Here is an 18760-nt window from a genome sequence, read left to right as displayed (position 1 = left end):
TGGACTAGAGGTGCCCTGGGCGGAGGATCTCGCGGGCCACGATGAGCTGCTGGATTTCGCTTGTCCCCTCGTAGATCCGCAGCGCGCGCACCGAGCGGTAGTAGTGGTCGATCGGGTGGGTCTTCAAGACCCCGCCGCCGCCAAGGATCTGTACCGCATCGTCCACGATGCGCTGCGCCGATTCGGTGGCGTGATACTTGGACATTGCCGAACGGAGCGTGACGTCGGCGTCGCCATCCAACGCCGCCCGGGCGGCGCGAAAGGTGAGGAGCCGGGATGCCGCAAGGTCTGTCGCCATGCGCGCGATCTTCTGCTGAGTCAGTTGGAAGCGCGAGAGCTGCCGTCCGAACTGTTGGCGCTCGACCGCGTGTCTTCGAGCCTCCTCCAGCGCCCGCGCCGCCATGCCGCACGCCGCGGCCGCAACCGTGGCCCGCAACCGATCCAGCGTCCTCATCCCGATCTCGAAGCCTTCGCCTTCATCACCCACGAGTGCCGAGGACGGCACCCGGCAGTTCTCGAAGGCGATCTCGCCCAGGGGGTGGGGCGCGCTCAAGACCTGCTCGCTAACAAATCGCAATCCGGAGGCGTCGGCAGGCACGACCAGACACGACAGACCGTCCGCCGACGTACGGACGAAGGTCGAATAGAAATCCGCCAGTCCGGCGTTGGTGATGAAGGTCTTGAGCCCGTTGATCGTGTAGCCGTCGTCCAGTCGCTCGGCCCTTGTCTCCAGCGCCCGAACGTCGGAGCCGGCATTGGGCTCGGTCATCGCGAATCCGGCCATGGCGGTGCCGTCAGCGACTCTGGGAAGCCAGCGGCGCCGAGCCTCATCCGTACCGTAGAGCGCTATCGGCAACGATCCCAGGCACTGGAGTGCGAACACGGAGTCGGCGAGCGGAGAGACGGCCGCGAGGATCTCGCGGATGAGGCAGCAGGCCACCGTGTCGACCCGTTCGGAGACACCTCCGAAAGCTGCCGGCACGGCGTACCTGCACCAGCCACCGGTGCCCAGGAGCTCGAGAATCTCGCGGGCCTGGATGCGGGCCTCGCCGTCGTCGTCCAAGAGCCCGAGCGGCGCGATCTTTTCGGCCGCAAACCTCGCCGCTGCCGCCGCCGTCTCCCGATGCCCGGCGTCGAGGAAGGGAGCTACGGTCTCGAGATCGCCAGCCCTACTCAAAGCGCGGTTTTCGCTTCTGGACGAAGGAATCATAGGCCTCGCGAAAGTTGGGATCTTCCATACACGCGGCCTGGATCTCGGTCTCGGCGGCCATTGCGGATTCAAGATCCATGGAGGCCTCCCGCAGCACCATTTTCTTGGTGATCTCGAGGCCGAAGGACGGCCCCTGGGCGAGGCGCTCCGCCCAGTCTCGAGCCTCCTGCGCCAGGCGGTCGTCCGCCACCACGCGGTTGTAGAGCCCGATTCGGTGCGCCTCATGGGCGTCGATGAAATCACCCGACATGAGGAGCTCCATCGACCGACCCAGGCCGACGATTCTGGGCAGGAGCCACGAGGCTCCCATGTCGGCTCCGGAGAGGCCGACCTTGGTGAACAGATAGGCGATCTTGGCGCGCTCGGAGGCGATCCGGATGTCACAGGCGGCGGCGATCACCGCTCCGGCCCCAGCCACGGTGCCGTTGAGGGCGCCGATAACCGGACGGCGGCAGCGCAGAATCGACAGGATCAGATCGCCGGTCGAGCGCGTGAACTCGAGCAGGCCGCGATAGTCCTTGGCGAAGAGCTCACCGATGATGTCTTCGACGTCACCCCCGGAGCAGAACGCGCGCCCGGCTCCGGTGAGCAGGACGGCTCTCACTCCGGGCTCGGTGTCGAGCGCGAGAAAGACCTCCTTGAGCTCCCGGTAGACCTCGAAGGTCAAGGCGTTGAGCCGATCCGGCCGGTTGAGCGTAACCGTCGCGACCCCGGTCTCGCGATCATGCTGGTAGAGAAAGCTCTGCGGGTCTATCGCCATCTAGTGTCCGTCTCCGACATAGTTTTGCAGACTGCTGGTTCCAGCGGCGTTGCTCGCGAGTGGCTCCGGAATCAGCTCACCACGGCGGTGGCCTCGATCTCCACCATGGCGCCAGGCTCGAGCAGTGCCTGGACCTCCACCAGCGCCATGGCAGGATAGTGACTTCCCATCAGGCTTCGGTACGCTCGCCCGATGTCTTTGATTTGAGCCAGATACTCCGAGCAGTCGGTTACATAGATAGTGAGACGGCCGACGTTCGCAGCTTCGCCCCCGGCCGCGTTGACGACCGCGACCACATTCGCCAGAGCACGAGCGAACTGCGCGACGAATCCACCCTCGACCAGGCGCTGATTCTCGTCCCAGCCGATCTGGCCGGCAACAAATAGAATCCTGCCGCCTTCGGGTGCGAGCATTCCATTGGAGTAACCCCGCGGGAGCTTCCAGCCGTCGGGCTCGATCACTGCCATGGGAAGCTGTCCGAGGCGCTCTCGGTCCTCACTCACGACTGCACCGCTCCACCGTCCAGCACCAGTCCCTGGCCATTGACACCGCCCGCCCGCGGGTCACACAGGCTCAGCACCAGAAAGGCAACCTCCTCCGGCGTCATGAGACGGTTCTGGGGGCTGGTTCTCTGGAGATGCTCCCTGGCCTTGGCGGCCTCGGAGCCGGTCTTCGTGACGATCCGGGCGACCGACTCGTCGGTCATCGGCGTGTCGACGAAGCCCGGGCAGACGGCGTTCACGGTGACCCCGGCCGTGGCGACCTCGGCCGCAACCGAGCGCGTGAACCCGAGGGCGGCGTGCTTGGAAGCCGCATAGGCCGCCATGTACGGTCCGCCGACCTTGCCCGCGACCGAGGCCACGTTGACCACCCTCCCCCAGCCCCGTTCGACCATTCCTGGTACGAAGGCCTGGGTACAGAGGAAGGTACCGGTGGCGTTGACCGCCATCATCCGGTTCCAGCTCTCGAGCGAAATCGCCTTGAGTGGTGCCGAGTCCGCGACGCCGGCGTTGTTCACCAGAACGTCTACCTGACCGAGCCGTTCCAAGGCCGCTCGGTGGAGCTCCGCTATCTGGTCGGGATCGGAGACGTCACACGGAATCGCCCAGGCCTGGCGATCGGCAGCGCGCAAGCTCGCGGCGACTGCCTCGATCTCGTCCGTGGATCGTGCGCTGACCACGATCCGGGCTCCTTCTCGGGACAGAAGATCGGCAATCGCCGCGCCGATTCCGCGTCCGCCGCCGGTTATGACGACACCTTTGCCCTCGAGGATCACGGTGCCACGTTAGAGGGGCGGCGAAGACACGTCAAGACGAACCGGCTTCGGCCGCGATCACGGCGTCGCGCAGAATGGAGCCCAGCACCGCGATCGTTTCCCGGCCCTCGGCGGCGGTCGCCGCCGCCGGATCACCGAAGTAGGCCTTCGGGCCCTGCGCCTCTTCGAAGCTCCGCTTGCCCTCGCCGATCGCCACCGAGAGCGACGCCGGGTTCGCGGCCAGCTCCCGCTGGATGTCCTCCCGGACCAGGTCCGGGCGCGCGGCCATGACCACCGAACCTTCGAAGCGCCCCGCGTGGCAGGCTCCCGACCTGAACTCCTCGGTGAGCCTCGGTGCCCAGGGCTTGCGGGTGAGGTCCGGAAACGCGAGAACCACGCCTTCGGCCTCCAGCTGCCGGACGGCCTCGTGGATTGATGCCAGATGCGTCGGGTCGAGGTGGGCGTTGGCGATGGCGAGCGTCCGGATGCCGCCGTGTCGCAAAGAGGACCCGATATCGACAATCAGCTCGGTCACGGCGCCGGGTCGAACCGAGAGGGTCCCCGGAAAACCGGCGGCAAAGAGTGCCGAGGTGTAGGCGAGCGCGGGCAGGAGCACGACGCTCCTTCCAGCTTCTGACAGGAGGCCGGCTCCGCTCTCCGCCATCGCCAGGGCGATGATCCGATCTGTTGCGAGGGGCAGGTGAGGGCCGTGGGCCTCGACCGCGCCGATGGGAAGGACGCCGATCGCCGCACCGCCCTTCAGCCCTCGAGCCTCCTCCCAGGTCATCTCGTCGAATCGCTTTACCGGCATGGCGAAAAAGGCTAGCACGCCAAACCGAGGCGCCGCGCTAAGGAAAGGGCCGGAAGGGAATCTCGATTGGGTTCCGAGCTCCGGGGTCGCCATTCGTCGGCTCGGCCGTCTTCTCGCGCTCTTCGAACCGCCGCGCGATGGAGTTCCCGGCCAGATCCTCGAGCCCGGGATGAACCTGCACAGAGTGCTCACCCGGCCGCCACGGCAACGCCGGCAGGAAGCTCCAGCGTGTCCCGTCCTCCGCAAGCACCACCTGGCCTTCGACGGCTTCTCCATCCGGCCCAGCGACTCGAAGAAGTCTCAGCAGGAGCGCCCGATCGAGCGGCTCCGGAAAGACGATCGCAAGCCGGGCCTCGGCGGATTCGGGCACTTCCAGCTGCCACCGGCCAGGATCCGGCGATTGGCGATCGGCGGGGCCGACGCGAAACCTCTTCTCGAAACCCGCGGCCAGCGGCAGCCCACGGGAATCCTCGAGCTCGCGATCGACGACCAGCCTGTAGACCTCTCCGGCTCGAATCGGCGGCCCCATGACCAGGTTGGGTCCGACGCCGCGCTTGACCCGGCCGGGGTGAAAGAACAAGGTCAGGCGCCTCTGCCGGGCGTCCCAGAGTCCGTTCTCGATTTCTACGAAGGGCAGCTCGACTTCCGACCCGGTGGAGTCGAACAGATGGATGTGAGTGGTGACCTGCTTGGCCGCCATCGGAGCCGAGAACTCGAGGTAGAGCCGCAGAGCGTTCTCCGGAATCTCGTCGGCCGAAGGATAGGCAGCCAGAACCCGCGCCGAAGGCACGACGTTCGGCTCCGAGATCGAGAAGCTCAGCAGCTCGCTCGCCGTGCCACGGCCGGCCTGCCCGCTCAAGATGTCGAAGACCCCGCCGTCGAAGCGCGCGTGGTACTCGAGTCCAGCAACGAGCGGGAATCTCGGCGTGAAGCGAAGTCTCGAGTCGTCCAGGCGGTAGAGCCCCAGAACGGCCGGGCCATCGGGCCATGCCGGATCGGTGCGAAGGGACAGGAGCCGTTCCCACTGGTCGACGGTCAGGCTCGCCTCGTCCAATCGGTTTAGCTCCGCCAGTGGCAAACCGGTAACCACCAGGGAGCCCGAGCCGGGATTCCCCTCGACCGCCTCGAAACGCAGTGACGGCGCGGGGGCTCCGGCTTCGCCGAGGGGGGCGCACGAGACCCAGAGCAGGGTCAGCCCCAGCAGACTCCGAACAACGAGCCGCCTCCCAGCCATCTCGATCTCGAGAATCAGAAGTGCCGGGTCTGAAGCGTCACCAGATCGAGCGTCCCTCCCGGTAGCCGCTGAAGGGCGACGAAGAAATCCGGGCTCAGCAGGTCCAGCTGCTGAATCCCGGTTCCGGAATGGGGTTCATAGCTCAGCCCAGCCAGGTAGGTATCGGGCTCCTCCAGAATCTCGCCTTCGAACTCCTCGATCGACTTGGGATCGACGACCATCAGCGGCAGGTTGCTGTTGGCGATCAAGAGCCGGTCCTCACCGCTCTTCTGGTAGACGACCATATCCAGCGGGTAGTTGCCCGAGCCGAACTCCGCGATCGTACGGCCCTTGACGTGCTTGCCGGGCTCGAGATCGCTGACTTTGAAGGTCACGAAAGGCGTGCAGAGATAGGAGGCGAGGACGTGAGACTCGCCCTTTAACCGGTATGGAACGAAGGTCCGGATCGGAGCGTGAGTCTCGAATGCGCCATGGGCGCCGTGAAAGATCTCCAGGGTGGTCGCGGCGGATTCGCCCGCGAACGGGAACGGGATCCTCCACATGGTCGACGCGAACTCCTCGTTGGACAGTCCGGCGACGAACAGGGTCTCGTCGGCGTAGGCCATGTCGGTAATGGTGTCGGCCCGCAGGCTGATGCCTTTCTTCCACATGTGGGTCTTGGCGGCGTCCACCGGGTTCGCAAGTGCGGCGCGGGTGTACTCGACGCCCAACAACGAGACTTCCCGGATGGAACCGTCGTTCTCGATTCGGAGCAGGATGCTGGCGTCGGCGATGTCGTTGGGCAGGAGCCAGCGGGAGTCCCATTTTCCGCGCCCGCGTGAGACCGCCAGATAGACCTTGCGCGACACCGGATGTACCGCCAGATCGTGGATCATGACCTGGTCGGCCGTGGTGCCCAGAGCCGCGCCGATCTTGGTCTCGATGTCCTTGATCGACAGCCCGTCCTTGACCTCGCCGGGCTCGGAGTCTCCGACGTCGATCGCGAGAACCGCTCCCGCTTTGCTGTCACCGATGAACAGGACGCCCTCCGGGCCGAAGGCGAGTGCGCTCATCGAATGGATCTCCGGGGCCCGGATCTCCTCGGCGTTCTCTGTCCCCTCGGAATTCTGGGCCAGGGTGACGGTAGATCCCAACAGGCCCGCCGCCAGTAGTGCCAGGCCGAAGCTGAATACGATGTGTCTCTTCATGAACATGCCTCCGAGTCGTCTTGTCGGTCGCTAGCGGCGCGCCTTGGATACGGTCCGCCACACCAGATAGATTCCACCCAGCACAAGCAGCACCGCCCAAAAGACCTGCGCCGACGGCAGGATCTTCTTCAGAAAATCGAATCGGGCCGCGTAGCCCATCAAGCCCAGTGCGGACAGAACGACGCCGGCCACGAGGAGATTGGTGCTCTCCTTCTTGCTCGCAATCGAGGTTGTGATGAAGGAAAGCCCCAGGATCATCGGGAAGCTGGGCAGCCAATCCAGGATCTTTTTGAAGCTGGTGTAGTTGAGGGTCAGGGCAAACGCGAGAATCCCGAAACCGACCCAGGCCACGGCCCAGCCCGCCGACCGCGGCGCCTTGCTGAAGCCGAAGTAGTCCACCAGCGAAGCCACACCGGCGAACACCAGCAGGCTCGGCCAGAGATCCTTGAACTGCGGGATATTCGCGCCCTGGGCGTTGAGCAGCAACCACAGCCCACCTATGAGAGCGCCTATTCCCAATGCCAGCGATAGTCCGACGCTCTTCCTCTCCCCTGATGCCGTCATCTTGTTCTCCTCCTCAGGTCTCGAGACCGTTTCAGTCGCCGGAGTCTACTCCAAGTGCCGGCGCCGTCGCGTCGTCGGCGGCTTGTCGACCGGCGCGGTGCGGCTCTATGATCCGCAGTGATGCCGAGTCCCGACGAAGCCCGCAACTACTCGGCGCACGCTGTCACGCGCGATGGCGAGCCGCTCACCATCCGTGCGATCCGCCCCGAAGACAAACAACACTTTCTGGACGCTTTCCACTCGGTAAGCAAAGAGACCATCTACTTCAGGTTCTTCGAGCTCAAGGAGGACCTCACCGATCGTGAGCTCGCCTACCTGACCGACGTCGACTTCATCGATCACGTGGCTCTGGTAGCGATCCTGGGCAAGCCTGGCAATCAGGAGGGCGCTGGAGTCGCTCGCTACGTCATCGATCGCGGCACAGACCCGCTGCGCGCCGAAGCCGCCTTCGCTGTAGTGGACAAACATCAGAACAAGGGCATCGGTACCCAGCTGCTCTACCATCTCGCCGACGTGGCCAGAAACGCCGGTGTCGAGGAGTTCACCGGCGAGGTTCTGGGCGAGAACCTCAAGATGATGGAGGTCTTCTTTCACAGCGGCTTCGACATTCATCGCAACGTCGAGTCGGGAGTCATCCATGTCTCCTTCTCGATCAAACCCGACGGCGGCGGGCCGCCCCGACTCTTCGGCGCGCCACCCGAGCCCGACGCCGGCTAGTCCGGAGCCGTCAGTCGAACAGCGCGTTCATCTCGCCGTGCAGGATGATGTCCTGGGCGAAGCCGTAGTTGCCCGACCCCTTGAGCTCATCGAGAGCCCTGCGAACCAACGTCGCCGAGGCGAGGGAGAACAGGCCACCGATGCTGACTCTGCCTACGCCGAGCTCCTCCAGGCGCGGCAGCGGTGGGCAGTTACCGCCGGCGAGGATGTTGATGGGCCCGTCGATCTCGCGAACCAGGGCGGCGATGGTTTCGTCGTCTCGAACGCCCGGCACGAACAGGCAGTCCGCGCCGGCTTCGCCATAGGCGTTGGCGCGCCGCACGGATTCGGCGAAGACCTCAGGGCCGTTCCCCACCCGTAGATAGCCGTCGGTCCGGGCGTTGATGACCAGATCCACACCGGTTGCGCCCGCCGACTCTCGGGCCACGCGAACCCGCTCGACCGCGAGCTCGAAATCCAGCAGCTGGCCACCCCGCGCGTCTTCCAGGTTCATGCCCACCGCTCCCGCCGCCACGGCCCGGCGAACGGTCTCGGCGACATCCTCGGGATCTCGGCCATAGCCGGATTCGAGGTCGGCGGTCACCGGAACTTGGACGGCGTCGGCGATCCTGCGGACCATCGACAGCATCTCCTCCCGCGAGATCTTCTCTCCGTCGGCATAGCCCAGGATCCAGGCGATTCCGGCGCTCGATGTGGCGACCGCGGGAAAATCGGCCTCCTCGACCAGCCGCGATGTTCCGACGTCACTGGTGTTTGGCAGGACCAGGATCTCGGGATCGAGATGGAGTTTCCTGAAGAGCTCGGCCTTGTCTTGCTGCTTCATCGAGACCACCGCCGGAGGTTATCAAGCCGGCACACCCACCTCCCGCCGATCCAGCGTAGGCCTGGGCCGCGTAGATCATTGGGGCGAAAGATCGCCTGCTAGCATGGTTAGAAATGCCTCGAGAGGGCCACCGCCGAAGACTGCGAGCGAACCGAGCCGGACGAGTACAGTCGTTGGCGATTCTGGTCGGCGCCTTGCTCTTAACTGTGCTGGCGACGCCGGTCTTCTGCGAGAACGCCGAGCCGCAGGCCGCCGAAGTCAATCCTCTGGAGCTGACCGCCGAGATGCGCGCCTTTGTCGATCGGCTCGTTCAGCGCGACCAACCGCGCCATCTGCGACTGTTTGGACTTCAGGACGCGATCTTCGACCCAGACGAGGGCCTGGGCGTTGCCTATAGCGACTCCACTACGCACACGGCGGCCGGTACCTTCGAGACCCGCAGCGGCAACTGTCTGTCGTTTACGCTCTTGTTCGTGGCCATGGCCCGGTATGTGGGCCTCCAGGCTCATTTCATCGAGGTCGATGAGGTCACCGGGTGGAGCCAACGCGGCGACGTAGGCGTGAGTCATTGGCATATGTACGCGGAGGTCGAGCTCCCGACGGGCGCCGTACGGGTAGATTTCCTGCCCTGGTTAGAACGACGCTACCGCTCGAGCAGACAGATCTCCGAGGCTCGAGTTCGCGCGCACTACCACAACAACGTCCGCGCCGACGTGCTGACCCAAGGTTTCCCCGGTAAATCTCTGGTCCATTTTCAGAAGGCCCTGCAGCTGGATCGGACCTTCAACCCTGCCAGAATCAACATGGCCGTCGCGCATCGCAGAACGGGAGATCCGGCCAAGGCTGAGGCCGGCTTGCTACAAGTGCTCCGAGATGAGCCGACCAACGCCGTGGCGGCCACGAACCTCGCCGGGCTCTACCTTGCCTCAGGTCGCCAGGAAGATGCCAAGAAATGGCTGAGGCGTCGGGAGAGATTCCTGAATCGGAACCCTTTCCACCACTTTCGCCTCGGCCTGAGCGCCCTTCACGCGGGCGGCTTTGCTCGGGCACGGACACACTTCAAGCGAGCGATCGCGCGGCAGCCCGACGAGCCGGCCTTCTTCGAGCAGTTGGCAGAGTGCCACTTTCGACTCGGCGAGACTCGCAAAGCCCAAAAAAGCCTGCGCAGGGCTCTTCGCCTCACTAGGGATCCCCAGCGCCGGCGGTCGCTCGAAGAACGCCTCGACGAGGAACGGCGTCAGGCCGATGGTAGCTCCTGAGCGGCCCACCGAACGACGACCCTCGCGCTGATCGGGCCGAAGAATGTCGGGCAACAGGCCAGAACAGACAAACTCGCCACGGCCGGTTTGGCCGCTGGCGCTGATCTTCCTGCTCGCTCTCGCGGTTCGGGCCGTCTACTTCGCCGAGCTTCGCGGCTCGCCATTCTTCGCGGTTCTTCTCGGCGACGCCTATCGCTATGACGCCTGGGCTCGGGAAATCGTCGCTGGCGACTGGATCGGCAGCCAAGTCTTCTATCAGGCACCGCTCTACCCCTATCTGTTGGCGCTGGTTTACAAGCTGGCGGGCCCGTCAGCCGGGATCGTACGCCTGGCGCAGGCATTGGGCGGCGCAACCGCATGCGTGCTTCTGGCACTCGTGGGCAAGCGGCTCTTCGCGCCTCGGGTCGGTTGGCTCGCTGGGATCATGCTGGCGCTCTATCCGCCGGCGGTCTTCTTCGACGGTCTGCTCCAGAAAGCCAGCGCCGGACTCCTGTTCTTGACCGCCCTTCTCTACCTGCTCAGTGGGATCGAAAACGGCCGCCGAGCTTCCTGGCTCGTAGCGGGCCTGACAATGGGAGGCCTGATACTCCTGCGCGAGAATGCGATGCTCTTGCTACCGGTGATCGGACTCTGGCTGATTGTCGAGTCCCGGGGAAATGGAATCGCGGCCCTCGGCCGCAGGGCGGCGCTCTTCACTCTCGGAGTCGCGCTGTTTCTTGTACCGGTCGGCCTGCGTAATCGGGCCGTGGGCGGCACGTTTCTGATCACGACGTCGCAAGCCGGGTCGAATTTCTTCATCGGCAACAGTCTCGAGGCCAACGGCCGGTATAGACCGCTGCGGCCTCAGGGCGGCGACGCGCGGGTCGAACGATTCGACGCCAGAGAGCTGGCCGAAGCCGACACGGGTCGCGAGCTGACGGCGGAGGAAGTCTCGGACTATTGGTTCGGCAGAGCACTGGCCGACATCCGATCGGATCCAGGGCACTGGCTTCGGCTGATGCTTCAGAAGTCGCTCTTGCTCTGGAACGCCAGAGAAATCGTCGACACCGACAGCATCGAGGCCTATGGCGACTCCTCGAGTCTGCTTGCAACGCTCGCCGCGGTGTGGCACTTCGGCGTTCTCGCTCCGTTGGCGCTCTCGGGCCTGTGGCTCACTAGGGGGCGCTGGCGAAGTCTCTGGCTTCTCTACGGCATGTTGCTCGCAATGGCGGTGAGCGTTGTGCTTTTCTACGTGGTCGCTCGGTACAGATACCCGATGACGCCACTGCTCATGCTTTTCGCCGCCGCCGCGGTGTTCGAAACCTGGGAGCTGGTCAAACGGCGCAAGCTGTCTGCGCTGCGCCCGGTCGCGGCAGTTCTATTGATCGCGGCCGTCATCACCAACTGGCCCCTGGCGGCGGCGGCGGGCATCGATAGCCGAGCCACGAACTACCTCAACCTGGGCATCACCTTGAGCGCGGAAGGCGACCCGAGGGCGGCGATACCCCAGCTCGAGAGAGCGATCTCCCTCGCCGGGGACTTCGCGCCCGCCCGCCGACAGCTCGGCCGGGCCCTGGTGCGGACGGGCCGCACGGCAGACGCCATCCCGCAGTTCGAGCGGGCTCTCGAGATCGAGCCGGGCGACGCCGAGGCTCACAACCAACTCGGCTACCTGTTGACTCAGGCCGGAAGACTGGACGAAGGGGTCCGGCACCTGCGAGAGGCCGTCGAGATCGACCCGGACCTCGCCTTTGCCCACAACCAGCTCGCGAACGTTGCGGCGAGCCGTGGGCAACTCGAGGAGGCGGAGGCCGCCTATCGCAGGGCATTGGAGTCGGATCCCGACCTGGCCGACGCTCGCTACAAGCTGGGACAGCTTCTATCGACGCGCGACGACGCCGAGGCGGTTATTCATCTAGCCGCGGCGGCCCGTCTTCTCCCCGACTTCGCCGGCGCGCACTATTCCCTGGGAGCCGCGCTCGAGCGCCGGACGCGATTCCTCGAAGCAGCCAAGGCCTACCGGCGCGTTCTGGTACTCGATCCAGGACATGAGGAGGCAGCGGCGGGGCTCGAACGGCTCCTCGCCTCGGGCGATTCGGATAACAATACGAGTCCGGTTCGAGACTGACCGAACCGGGCTCGGATACTCAGCGCCAAGAGCATGACCCCGCGAACCGCACTTCCAGCCCTGTTGGCTCTCTCGTTGTCGCTCGGCGCGGCGGTCGCTCGGCCGGCTCGTGGCCAGGTTCCAGGCGAGTCGGAGACATTCAGCGAAACAGTCCAGGTCAACGTAGTCAATGTCGAGGTATACGTTGCAGACAAGCAAGGGCGACCGGTTTCGGACCTGACGGTCGGCGACTTCGAGATCTTCGAGGACGGCCGACCGATGCAGATCGCGAATTTCGCCAGATTTGTCAACCGAAGGAGATCTTCTCCGGACGCCGGTGAGGCGGCGCCCCCTCCAGCCGCTGACTCGAACCGGGCCCGGATTCCGCTGCTCGAGCCCACCGAAGTACCCGAAGACGAGCGAGTGCGATTGGTGGTCTATATAGACAACGTCAACATCCGTCCGCTCGAGCGCAAGCGCGTCATGGACGAGTTGCGCAGCTTCCTCGTGACCCGGCTCGAGAACGACGATCGCGTGATGGTCGTCTCGTACGACCGGGCGCTCAACGTGCGACAGACCTTCACCAGTGACTTCGGCCTCGTTACCGAGGCGCTGCGGGAGGTGAACGAGGTCAGGGGCGAAGGTGCTCAGTTCGACTCCGTGCGACGCGGTCTGATTCGCCTGCTGGATAAATCCGAAAGCGCCGATCAGGCCTTGATGGCCATCCGGCCGCACGCGGATTCTCTTCTGGATACGCTCAATCGTTCGGTCGACGCGCTCAAGGAACTGGTCGAGAACCTTGCCGGCCTACCGGGAAGAAAGGCCGTCCTCTACGTCAGCAGTGGGCTGCCCATGGTGGCAGGAGCGGATCTTTTCAGTGCCGTCGAGTCAAAGTTCGAGTCCTCGTCGGCGATGAGTGACTTCCTCAACTACGACGCCGCGCGGAGGTTTGAAGAGCTCGGCGCGAGCGCCAACGCCCATGGCATCACTTTCTACACCATGGACGCCGGCGGCTTGCGGCCCAACCTGGCCGGGGCCGCCGAGAATCCGGGTGTGGCCGACGATCGGATGGCAACGCACTTGTACAGTGATCACTTCGCCAACATGCAGGATCCATTGTTCTTTCTTGCCGATGAAACCGGCGGTCGGGCGATCCTGAATCGCAACGACATGCTGCCGGCACTCAACGAGATCGGCGAAGATCTCAACACCTACTACTCATTGGGCTACTCACCTGGTCACTTCGGAACCGGGCGGCGTTACGACATTCAGGTCAAGGTGAAGCGCCGGGGTCTGCGGCTGCGCTACCGCAGGAGCTATCGCGACAAGAACGAGCGGAGCCTGATGGACGAGCGAACCCGAGCGGCTCTCGTGCACGCGGTAGAGGACAACCGTTGGAACCTCGAGCTCGAGATCGGTCCTCCCGAACCGCGCGACGCCGACACTTTTGTCGTTCCGGTTCGAATCAGGATTCCCCTGAAGAACGTCGTGCTGCTACCTCGAGGTGATTTTCATCAAGTGAGCCTCAAGTTGTATGTCGGCGCCATGAGCGACGTCGGAGGCCTCTCCGCGGTCGAAGAGATACCCCTCGGGCTCAGGATCGCAAATGAGAACGCGGAGGCCGCGCGCGGCGAAAGCTGGCTCTACACGCACAGACTTCTGCTGCGGGCCGGTCGACAGAGTCTGGCGATCGGTTTGCGCGATCAGTTCAGCGGCGAGGCTGCGATAGTCACCCGCCTGGTGAGCGCCGGGCGTTGAGCCTTGCCAGGTCGGATGCGACCGCGGCGTTTTCCGGATTGATCTCGAGTGCTCGTTGCAGATGCTCTCGGGCCTCGTCGACCTGCCCGGAGATCACGAGAGATGCAGCCAGTATGTGGTGCAAGCCGTCGTCGTTCTCCCTCAGCGCCAACGCTTTTCGGTAGAGCGCTACCGCCTCTGCAGATCGCCCTTGCGCCGTTCGCAACCGGCCGAGATCGATCCAGGCCTGGAGTAGCGTCGAATCGAGCTCGACCGCTTTGTTGAACGACGCTTCGGCCTGGTCCCAGTCTCGCGCTTGGGCGCTCATTCGGCCCGCAAGGTGGTGAAGAGCAGCTGCTCTCGGGTTCGCCGCCAGTGCTCTCGTGAGAGCTCCAGCCGCGCGCTCGGCTTGGGACGACGCGCTCAAGTCGGTCACCAGCAGCATCCAAGCCTCGATCAAGCGCGGATCGAGATCGACGGCTCTCTCAAGAGCCTCGATGGCAGCCACGGAAGAACCGCCGTCTCTGGCAAACAGCGCCTTTGCCCGCGCCAGATGGGCCGGCGCGATGCGCGAATCGAGGTCCAGGATCTTCTCAAAAGCGCCCAGAGCCTCGGCGAAGCGACCCAGCTGCCCGAAGACAAGGCCCCGGTTGAGCCTCGCCTCGAGGTAACCAGGCCTGAGGGAAATGGCGCGATTGAAGCTGTCGAGCGCCGCATCCAGTTCACCACGGTCAAAGTGGATCTTGCCGACGGTATTGTGCGCCTCGGCAAACTCGGGCTCGAGCCGGAGAGCCCTTCGCGTCGCCTCGTGTGCCTTGTCCAGGCTACCCTTGGCTGAGTAAGAGATGGCCAGGTTGTTCCAGGCCGCGGCGGCCTGGGGATCGAGAGCCACAGCCCGCTCTCCGGCAGCCGCCGCCTCGTCCAGGCGAGACGCCGCTGCCAGGGCTACCCCCAGGAGGTCGTGAGCACGCGACGCTTGGGGATTGAGTCTGACGGCCTCCTGAAGGCTACCGATGGCGGCCCCGTAGTCCAGTCGCTCGAGCTGCACCGAGCCGGCGTTGTAGTAGACCTCCCAATCCTCGGCCAGGACTTCGGCGGCCAGGCGAACGTACTTTTCCGCCTCGCGTTTCTTCCCTGCCCAGATCAGGACCTTGGAGAGGTTCTTATAGGCCTTGGCCTGCGCCTCGTCATCGACCCGGGCCAGAACGGCGGCGCGAACGCTCTCGTCGATCGGCCCGGCCCAATCCGCGGGCAGGCTGACGAGCCCCATCTCGCTCATTCGCTCGACCAGAGCGCGTGCCAGAACGCCGTTCCCCTCGACCGTCGGGTGGGCGTGGTCCAGGAACAGCTCGTCGCCCAGATTGGCGTGCCCCGCCGTCTCGACCATGCGCTGCTTGAGGAGCGCCCGGAAATCCACCAATGGAGCTTGGCCACGGCTCGCGGCTTCGAAGACGAGCTGGTTCGTTCTGGCGAGAGCGCGGAGCGGGCAGACGTCTTCTTCGATGGCCCGGGCAAAGGATGTCGCAGCCTCGTCGAAGAGCCCGAGCGACTGTAGCGCTCGCCCCAACTGGAAGTGACTCTCGGCGTACAGTGGGTCGATGGACACCGCGGCTGCCGCGGCTTCCCGCGCTCGTTCGCCCTCGCCCGCCGCGAGAGCGTCGGCGGCCTCGACCACGAGCTCGGCGACTCGAGCTCGCTCGTCTGCCTTCAGCTCATCGCTATGCTGACTCTTGAACGGTCCGAAGTCCTTTTCGTTGACTGGGATTGAGGCCAAGATGACTCGCGCACCCACGGAGCTCGCCAGATCGATCATGCGCTGCAGGTTGAACCGGTAGTGATCGAGAACCTGCTCCTCGAAGCCATCGTCGCGGAAGTAGTAATTCAAACCCGCCGAGCTCTCGAGCAACTCCTCCACTTCCCCCTCGAGCTCGTAGGCTCGGCGTGCTCTGGACGGACGTCGCTCGACGACCTTGCGACCGAGCGCTACAAGGCGACTTCTCTGCAGCAGAAGCTTGCTGCGGGTGATTGCCTTGGGCTCATCTATGATGTCGCCGTAGGTTCGTTTTTCCAAGAACTCGTTGTGGCCGGAGAGAATGATGAAGAGATCGGGCTGGTAGTCGATCAGCTCTTCCATCAGCTTGGCGACCCGATAGCTGGCGTAGGAGATCCCACCGGCATTGATCACCTGCCATTGCCTCTCCGGAGCCGCGGCCTTCAGATAGGTCCGCAACCAGCCTGAATACGAGGTGCTGTCGTCGAACGGCCGGCCGTATGTGACCGAACCGCCCAGGGTGAAGATCCTGAAGGTCTCCGGGGTCTTCTTTCGGTCGAAGGCTTGATCGTTGAAAAGGGAGAGCTTGTTCCTCGCCGTCCGCATCTTCCCGGTCTCGCCCTCGCGCTCGAACAGTCTCAGCTCGCTGGCAAAACCGACATATGGATCCCTCTCCACCACGATCGGCCTGACACCAAGAAGCGCGAGCACCACCTCGGCGAGCCCGAGAAAAAGAGCGACTGTCACAGCGGTAAAGGCAACTCGCTTTCCCCGAGAGATCGGCGTCAGGTCCTTTCGTTTTCGAGATGATCTCGGCATGTCGTAGGCCCTTCGAAGCCTCGAAAGTCAGTGCCTTGACTCGCGGTCAGGCAGTGGCCTCGACCAAGATTCTAGCTCGGCCTCTTGTGCGGCCATTGCCCGAGCGGCGCCGACACCCTACCGCTTGCCCGACGGCCTCGCACCGGCCCACCATCTTTGCTAGCCTTGCGTCGCTCTCCGGGTTCCATGCCGACAAGAATTCTCGGCCTCTCCGCCTTCTACCACGACAGCGCGGCCTGCCTGGTCATCGACGGCAAGATCATCGCCGCGGCACAGGAAGAGCGATTCAGCCGAGTCAAGTTCGACGCGGACTTTCCGCGCCGAGCGATCGGCTACTGCCTCGAGGAAGGTGAGCTATCGAGCGCCTCCGATCTGGACGCCGTGGTTTTCTACGACAAGCCGATTCTCAAGTTCCAGAGACTGCTCGAGACCTATCTCGCCTACGCTCCGAATGGCCTGCCGTCGTTCCTCGAAGCGATGCCGCTGTGGATGCGAAAAAAGCTCAGGACCCGCGATCTGCTCCGGCGCGAGCTCGATTTCGAAGGACCGATCTACTTTACCGAGCATCACGAGTCTCATGCTGCGAGCGCGTTCTTTCCCTCGCCGTTCGAGGAGGCGGCAATCGTCACTGCCGACGGTGTCGGCGAACGCGCCACCGCATCGATCGGGGTCGGCCGTGGCAACCAGATTTCGATACTCGAAGAGCTTCACTTTCCGCATTCCCTGGGGCTCCTCTACTCCGCCTTCACGACGTTCTGCGGCTTCAAGGTCAACTCGGGCGAGTACAAATTGATGGGACTCGCGCCCTTCGGCGAGCCCAAGTACGTCGACCGCATCCTCAACGACCTGGTGCATCTCTACGACGACGGCTCACTGCGCCTCAACCTGAAGTACTTTGCCTACTGCACGTCTCTGCGCATGACGAATCGACTCTTCGCCGAGCTGTTCGACGGTCCCGCCCGCCTACCCGAGGCCGCGATCACTCAACGGGAAATGGACCTCGCGCGATCCGTGCAGGCGGTCACCGAGAGAGCCATGCTCGGCATGGCAAGGCGCGCACGCGCGATGACCGAGTCCCCGAACCTGGTCCTCGCGGGTGGGGTCGCTCTCAATTGCGTCGCGAACGGACGCATCGTGCGGGAGGGTTCCTTCGACAACGTCTGGATCCAGCCTGCGGCCGGTGATGCCGGCGGGGCCCTGGGCGCCGCGCTGTTCGTTCACCACCAGCTGAACGGTGGCGGGAGGAAGGCCGATGGCCAGAACGATCGGCAACAGGGCTCCCTTCTCGGGCCCGCTTTCAGCAATCGCGAGGTGGCCGCCTTCCTCACCGAGCGCGGGCTCGACCCCGCCGAGCTCGACGATGAGGGGCTGGTCGACCGGGTGGCGGCACTACTGGCCGAAGGCAAGGTGGCCGGCTGGTTTCAGGGGCGCATGGAGTTCGGCCCTCGTGCCCTGGGCGCTCGTTCCATTCTCGCCGATCCGCGACGCGCGGAGACGCAGACCGTCCTGAACCGGAAGATCAAGTTCCGGGAGTCGTTTCGGCCCTTTGCGCCGGCTGTTCTCGTGGAGCACGCCCCGCAGTACTTCGGGCTCGACGGCGACAGCCCCTACATGCTTCTGGTGTGCGGCGTCGATCGGCGGCAGCGCCGCTCCGTTCCCGAGAACGCCGAACAAGACGCAGCCGGCCTCGAGCGCCTGCGCCAAGTTCGCTCGACGATACCCGCAGTCACGCACGTCGATGGATCCGCGCGCGTCCAGACCGTTGGCGCTGAGGCCCAGCCTCGATTTCGAGCGCTTCTTGAACGCTTTCACGAGCGAACCGGCTGCCCCGTGCTGGTCAACACGTCCTTCAACGTGCGCGGCGAGCCGATTGTGCGCACACCGGCGGAGGCCTACCGCTGTTTCGAGCGAACCGATATGGACTTTCTCGTTCTCGGCTCGTTCATCGTCGAGAAAGACCCGACCCGGATCGCGCGGACTCGTTGGACGGCTCGGCAATCTAGCGAGGCAACGTCGGGCTCTGCCCCTGACACGGTAGAGCGAGACGCGCGGCGCTTTGGTCTCATTCTGGCGGTTGTGCTCATCGTTCTGGCCGTGCTGGCTGGCGTCTTCGCTCATCCTGGGCGCGCGCGCGTCGCCGGAGCGGCGGCCGCTGTCGTAGCTCTCGCGAGTCTGCTGAAGCTCCCGGTCTGGACCCTTGTCTACCGGCTCTGGATGAGGCTTGCCGAGAGAATCGGCAAGGTCGTTTCCGGTGCGGCTCTGGTGCTCAGCTTCTTCTTGGTGGTGACTCCCTTCGGTCTGTTCCGGCGCATGGTCGGTCGACCCTCCCTCGATACGCGATGGCCGGGTCAGCGGCAGACGAACTGGCGTCCGAAGCAGACCCCCGCGGAGGGCGACGACCGCTACCGTCGCCAGTACTAGTGGCCTGCTTACCCGGATAACCGTGGGGGGTGAGCTGATAGCCTGTCACGGCCATGTTGTCGTTGCTCAAAGAGTACTGGCAGTTCCTCAAGCAAGAGAAGAAGCG

15 protein-coding genes are annotated in these 18760 nt (G+C 64.5%); 5 read left to right on the top strand and 10 right to left on the bottom strand.

The features are described from left to right. Positions 1-4 precede the first annotated feature (4 nt). The 8 genes from GY769_19510 to GY769_19475 form a co-directional block, all read right to left on the bottom strand. Complete coding sequence (locus GY769_19510; GenBank protein ID MCP4204108.1) at positions 5-1177, bottom strand: acyl-CoA dehydrogenase family protein; 1173 nt, start codon at positions 1175-1177, stop codon at positions 5-7. Next, complete coding sequence (locus GY769_19505) at positions 1170-1970, bottom strand: enoyl-CoA hydratase family protein (GenBank protein ID MCP4204107.1); 801 nt, start codon at positions 1968-1970, stop codon at positions 1170-1172. The genes GY769_19510 and GY769_19505 overlap by 8 nt, the downstream gene beginning before the upstream one ends. A 71-nt stretch (positions 1971-2041) precedes the next feature. Next, positions 2042-2437 (bottom strand): RidA family protein, encoded by a 396-nt coding sequence (locus GY769_19500; GenBank protein ID MCP4204106.1) that lies wholly within the window; start codon positions 2435-2437, stop codon positions 2042-2044. A gap of 32 nt (positions 2438-2469) precedes the next feature. Further along, the gene (locus GY769_19495) at positions 2470-3246 is read right to left on the bottom strand and encodes an SDR family oxidoreductase (protein MCP4204105.1); all 777 of its coding nucleotides are present in this window, start codon (positions 3244-3246) and stop codon (positions 2470-2472) included. A 31-nt stretch (positions 3247-3277) separates the two neighbouring features. Further along, the gene (locus GY769_19490) at positions 3278-4036 is read right to left on the bottom strand and encodes a creatininase family protein (protein ID MCP4204104.1); all 759 of its coding nucleotides are present in this window, start codon (positions 4034-4036) and stop codon (positions 3278-3280) included. Positions 4037-4073: 37 nt separating this feature from the next. After that, the gene (locus GY769_19485) at positions 4074-5270 is read right to left on the bottom strand and encodes an Ig-like domain-containing protein (protein MCP4204103.1); all 1197 of its coding nucleotides are present in this window, start codon (positions 5268-5270) and stop codon (positions 4074-4076) included. Positions 5271-5284: 14 nt separating this feature from the next. Continuing rightward, positions 5285-6457 carry a hypothetical protein gene (locus GY769_19480; protein MCP4204102.1) on the bottom strand — a complete coding sequence of 391 codons (1173 nt, stop codon included), beginning with the start codon at positions 6455-6457 and terminating at the stop codon, positions 5285-5287. A gap of 30 nt (positions 6458-6487) precedes the next feature. Beyond that, positions 6488-7021: a hypothetical protein gene (locus tag GY769_19475; GenBank protein MCP4204101.1), complete on the bottom strand. Its 534-nt coding sequence runs from the start codon at positions 7019-7021 to the stop codon at positions 6488-6490. A gap of 120 nt (positions 7022-7141) precedes the next feature. On the opposite strand from GY769_19475, the gene GY769_19470 reads away from it, so the two are divergent. Beyond that, complete coding sequence (locus GY769_19470) at positions 7142-7738, top strand: GNAT family N-acetyltransferase (GenBank protein ID MCP4204100.1); 597 nt, start codon at positions 7142-7144, stop codon at positions 7736-7738. Positions 7739-7748: 10 nt separating this feature from the next. Here GY769_19470 and GY769_19465 read toward each other — a convergent pair whose 3' ends face one another. Next, positions 7749-8561: an isocitrate lyase/phosphoenolpyruvate mutase family protein gene (locus GY769_19465; protein ID MCP4204099.1), complete on the bottom strand. Its 813-nt coding sequence runs from the start codon at positions 8559-8561 to the stop codon at positions 7749-7751. 173 nt (positions 8562-8734) lie between these two features. Here GY769_19465 and GY769_19460 point away from each other — a divergent pair, with 173 nt between their 5' ends. Genes GY769_19460 through GY769_19450 form a run of 3 tightly spaced genes read left to right on the top strand, consistent with a single transcriptional unit; the run spans position 8735 to position 13664 of the window. Next, the gene (locus tag GY769_19460; protein ID MCP4204098.1) at positions 8735-9820 is read left to right on the top strand and encodes a tetratricopeptide repeat protein; all 1086 of its coding nucleotides are present in this window, start codon (positions 8735-8737) and stop codon (positions 9818-9820) included. A gap of 43 nt (positions 9821-9863) precedes the next feature. Continuing rightward, positions 9864-11927: a tetratricopeptide repeat protein gene (locus tag GY769_19455; protein MCP4204097.1), complete on the top strand. Its 2064-nt coding sequence runs from the start codon at positions 9864-9866 to the stop codon at positions 11925-11927. 33 nt (positions 11928-11960) lie between these two features. After that, the gene (locus GY769_19450) at positions 11961-13664 is read left to right on the top strand and encodes a VWA domain-containing protein (GenBank protein MCP4204096.1); all 1704 of its coding nucleotides are present in this window, start codon (positions 11961-11963) and stop codon (positions 13662-13664) included. On the opposite strand, the gene GY769_19445 is transcribed toward GY769_19450, so the two are convergent. Next, positions 13636-16233 (bottom strand): tetratricopeptide repeat protein, encoded by a 2598-nt coding sequence (locus tag GY769_19445; GenBank protein ID MCP4204095.1) that lies wholly within the window; start codon positions 16231-16233, stop codon positions 13636-13638. The genes GY769_19450 and GY769_19445 overlap by 29 nt on opposite strands. Positions 16234-16419: 186 nt before the next feature. Between GY769_19445 and GY769_19440 the strand changes: the two genes are divergently transcribed. Then, positions 16420-18654, top strand: a complete 2235-nt coding sequence (locus tag GY769_19440; GenBank protein ID MCP4204094.1) for a carbamoyltransferase — start codon at positions 16420-16422, stop codon at positions 18652-18654. The last annotated feature ends 106 nt before the right edge of the window (positions 18655-18760 follow it).

This window comes from bacterium (assembly GCA_024224155.1).
Taxonomy (GTDB): domain Bacteria; phylum Acidobacteriota; class Thermoanaerobaculia; order Multivoradales; family JAHEKO01; genus CALZIK01.
Note: the sequence above shows the minus strand (reverse complement) of the source record. Positions and strands in the feature narration are given on the sequence as shown.

Coding starts and splice junctions, on each gene's coding strand:
- GY769_19505 (MCP4204107.1), bottom strand. CDS start 1,970: ATGGCGATAGACCCGCAGAGCTTTCTCTACCAGCATGATCGCGAGACC.
- GY769_19500 (MCP4204106.1), bottom strand. CDS start 2,437: ATGGCAGTGATCGAGCCCGACGGCTGGAAGCTCCCGCGGGGTTACTCC.
- GY769_19490 (MCP4204104.1), bottom strand. CDS start 4,036: ATGCCGGTAAAGCGATTCGACGAGATGACCTGGGAGGAGGCTCGAGGG.
- GY769_19485 (MCP4204103.1), bottom strand. CDS start 5,270: ATGGCTGGGAGGCGGCTCGTTGTTCGGAGTCTGCTGGGGCTGACCCTG.
- GY769_19480 (MCP4204102.1), bottom strand. CDS start 6,457: ATGAAGAGACACATCGTATTCAGCTTCGGCCTGGCACTACTGGCGGCG.
- GY769_19475 (MCP4204101.1), bottom strand. CDS start 7,021: ATGACGGCATCAGGGGAGAGGAAGAGCGTCGGACTATCGCTGGCATTG.
- GY769_19470 (MCP4204100.1), top strand. CDS start 7,142: ATGCCGAGTCCCGACGAAGCCCGCAACTACTCGGCGCACGCTGTCACG.
- GY769_19465 (MCP4204099.1), bottom strand. CDS start 8,561: ATGAAGCAGCAAGACAAGGCCGAGCTCTTCAGGAAACTCCATCTCGAT.
- GY769_19455 (MCP4204097.1), top strand. CDS start 9,864: ATGTCGGGCAACAGGCCAGAACAGACAAACTCGCCACGGCCGGTTTGG.
- GY769_19450 (MCP4204096.1), top strand. CDS start 11,961: ATGACCCCGCGAACCGCACTTCCAGCCCTGTTGGCTCTCTCGTTGTCG.
- GY769_19445 (MCP4204095.1), bottom strand. CDS start 16,233: ATGCCGAGATCATCTCGAAAACGAAAGGACCTGACGCCGATCTCTCGG.
- GY769_19440 (MCP4204094.1), top strand. CDS start 16,420: ATGCCGACAAGAATTCTCGGCCTCTCCGCCTTCTACCACGACAGCGCG.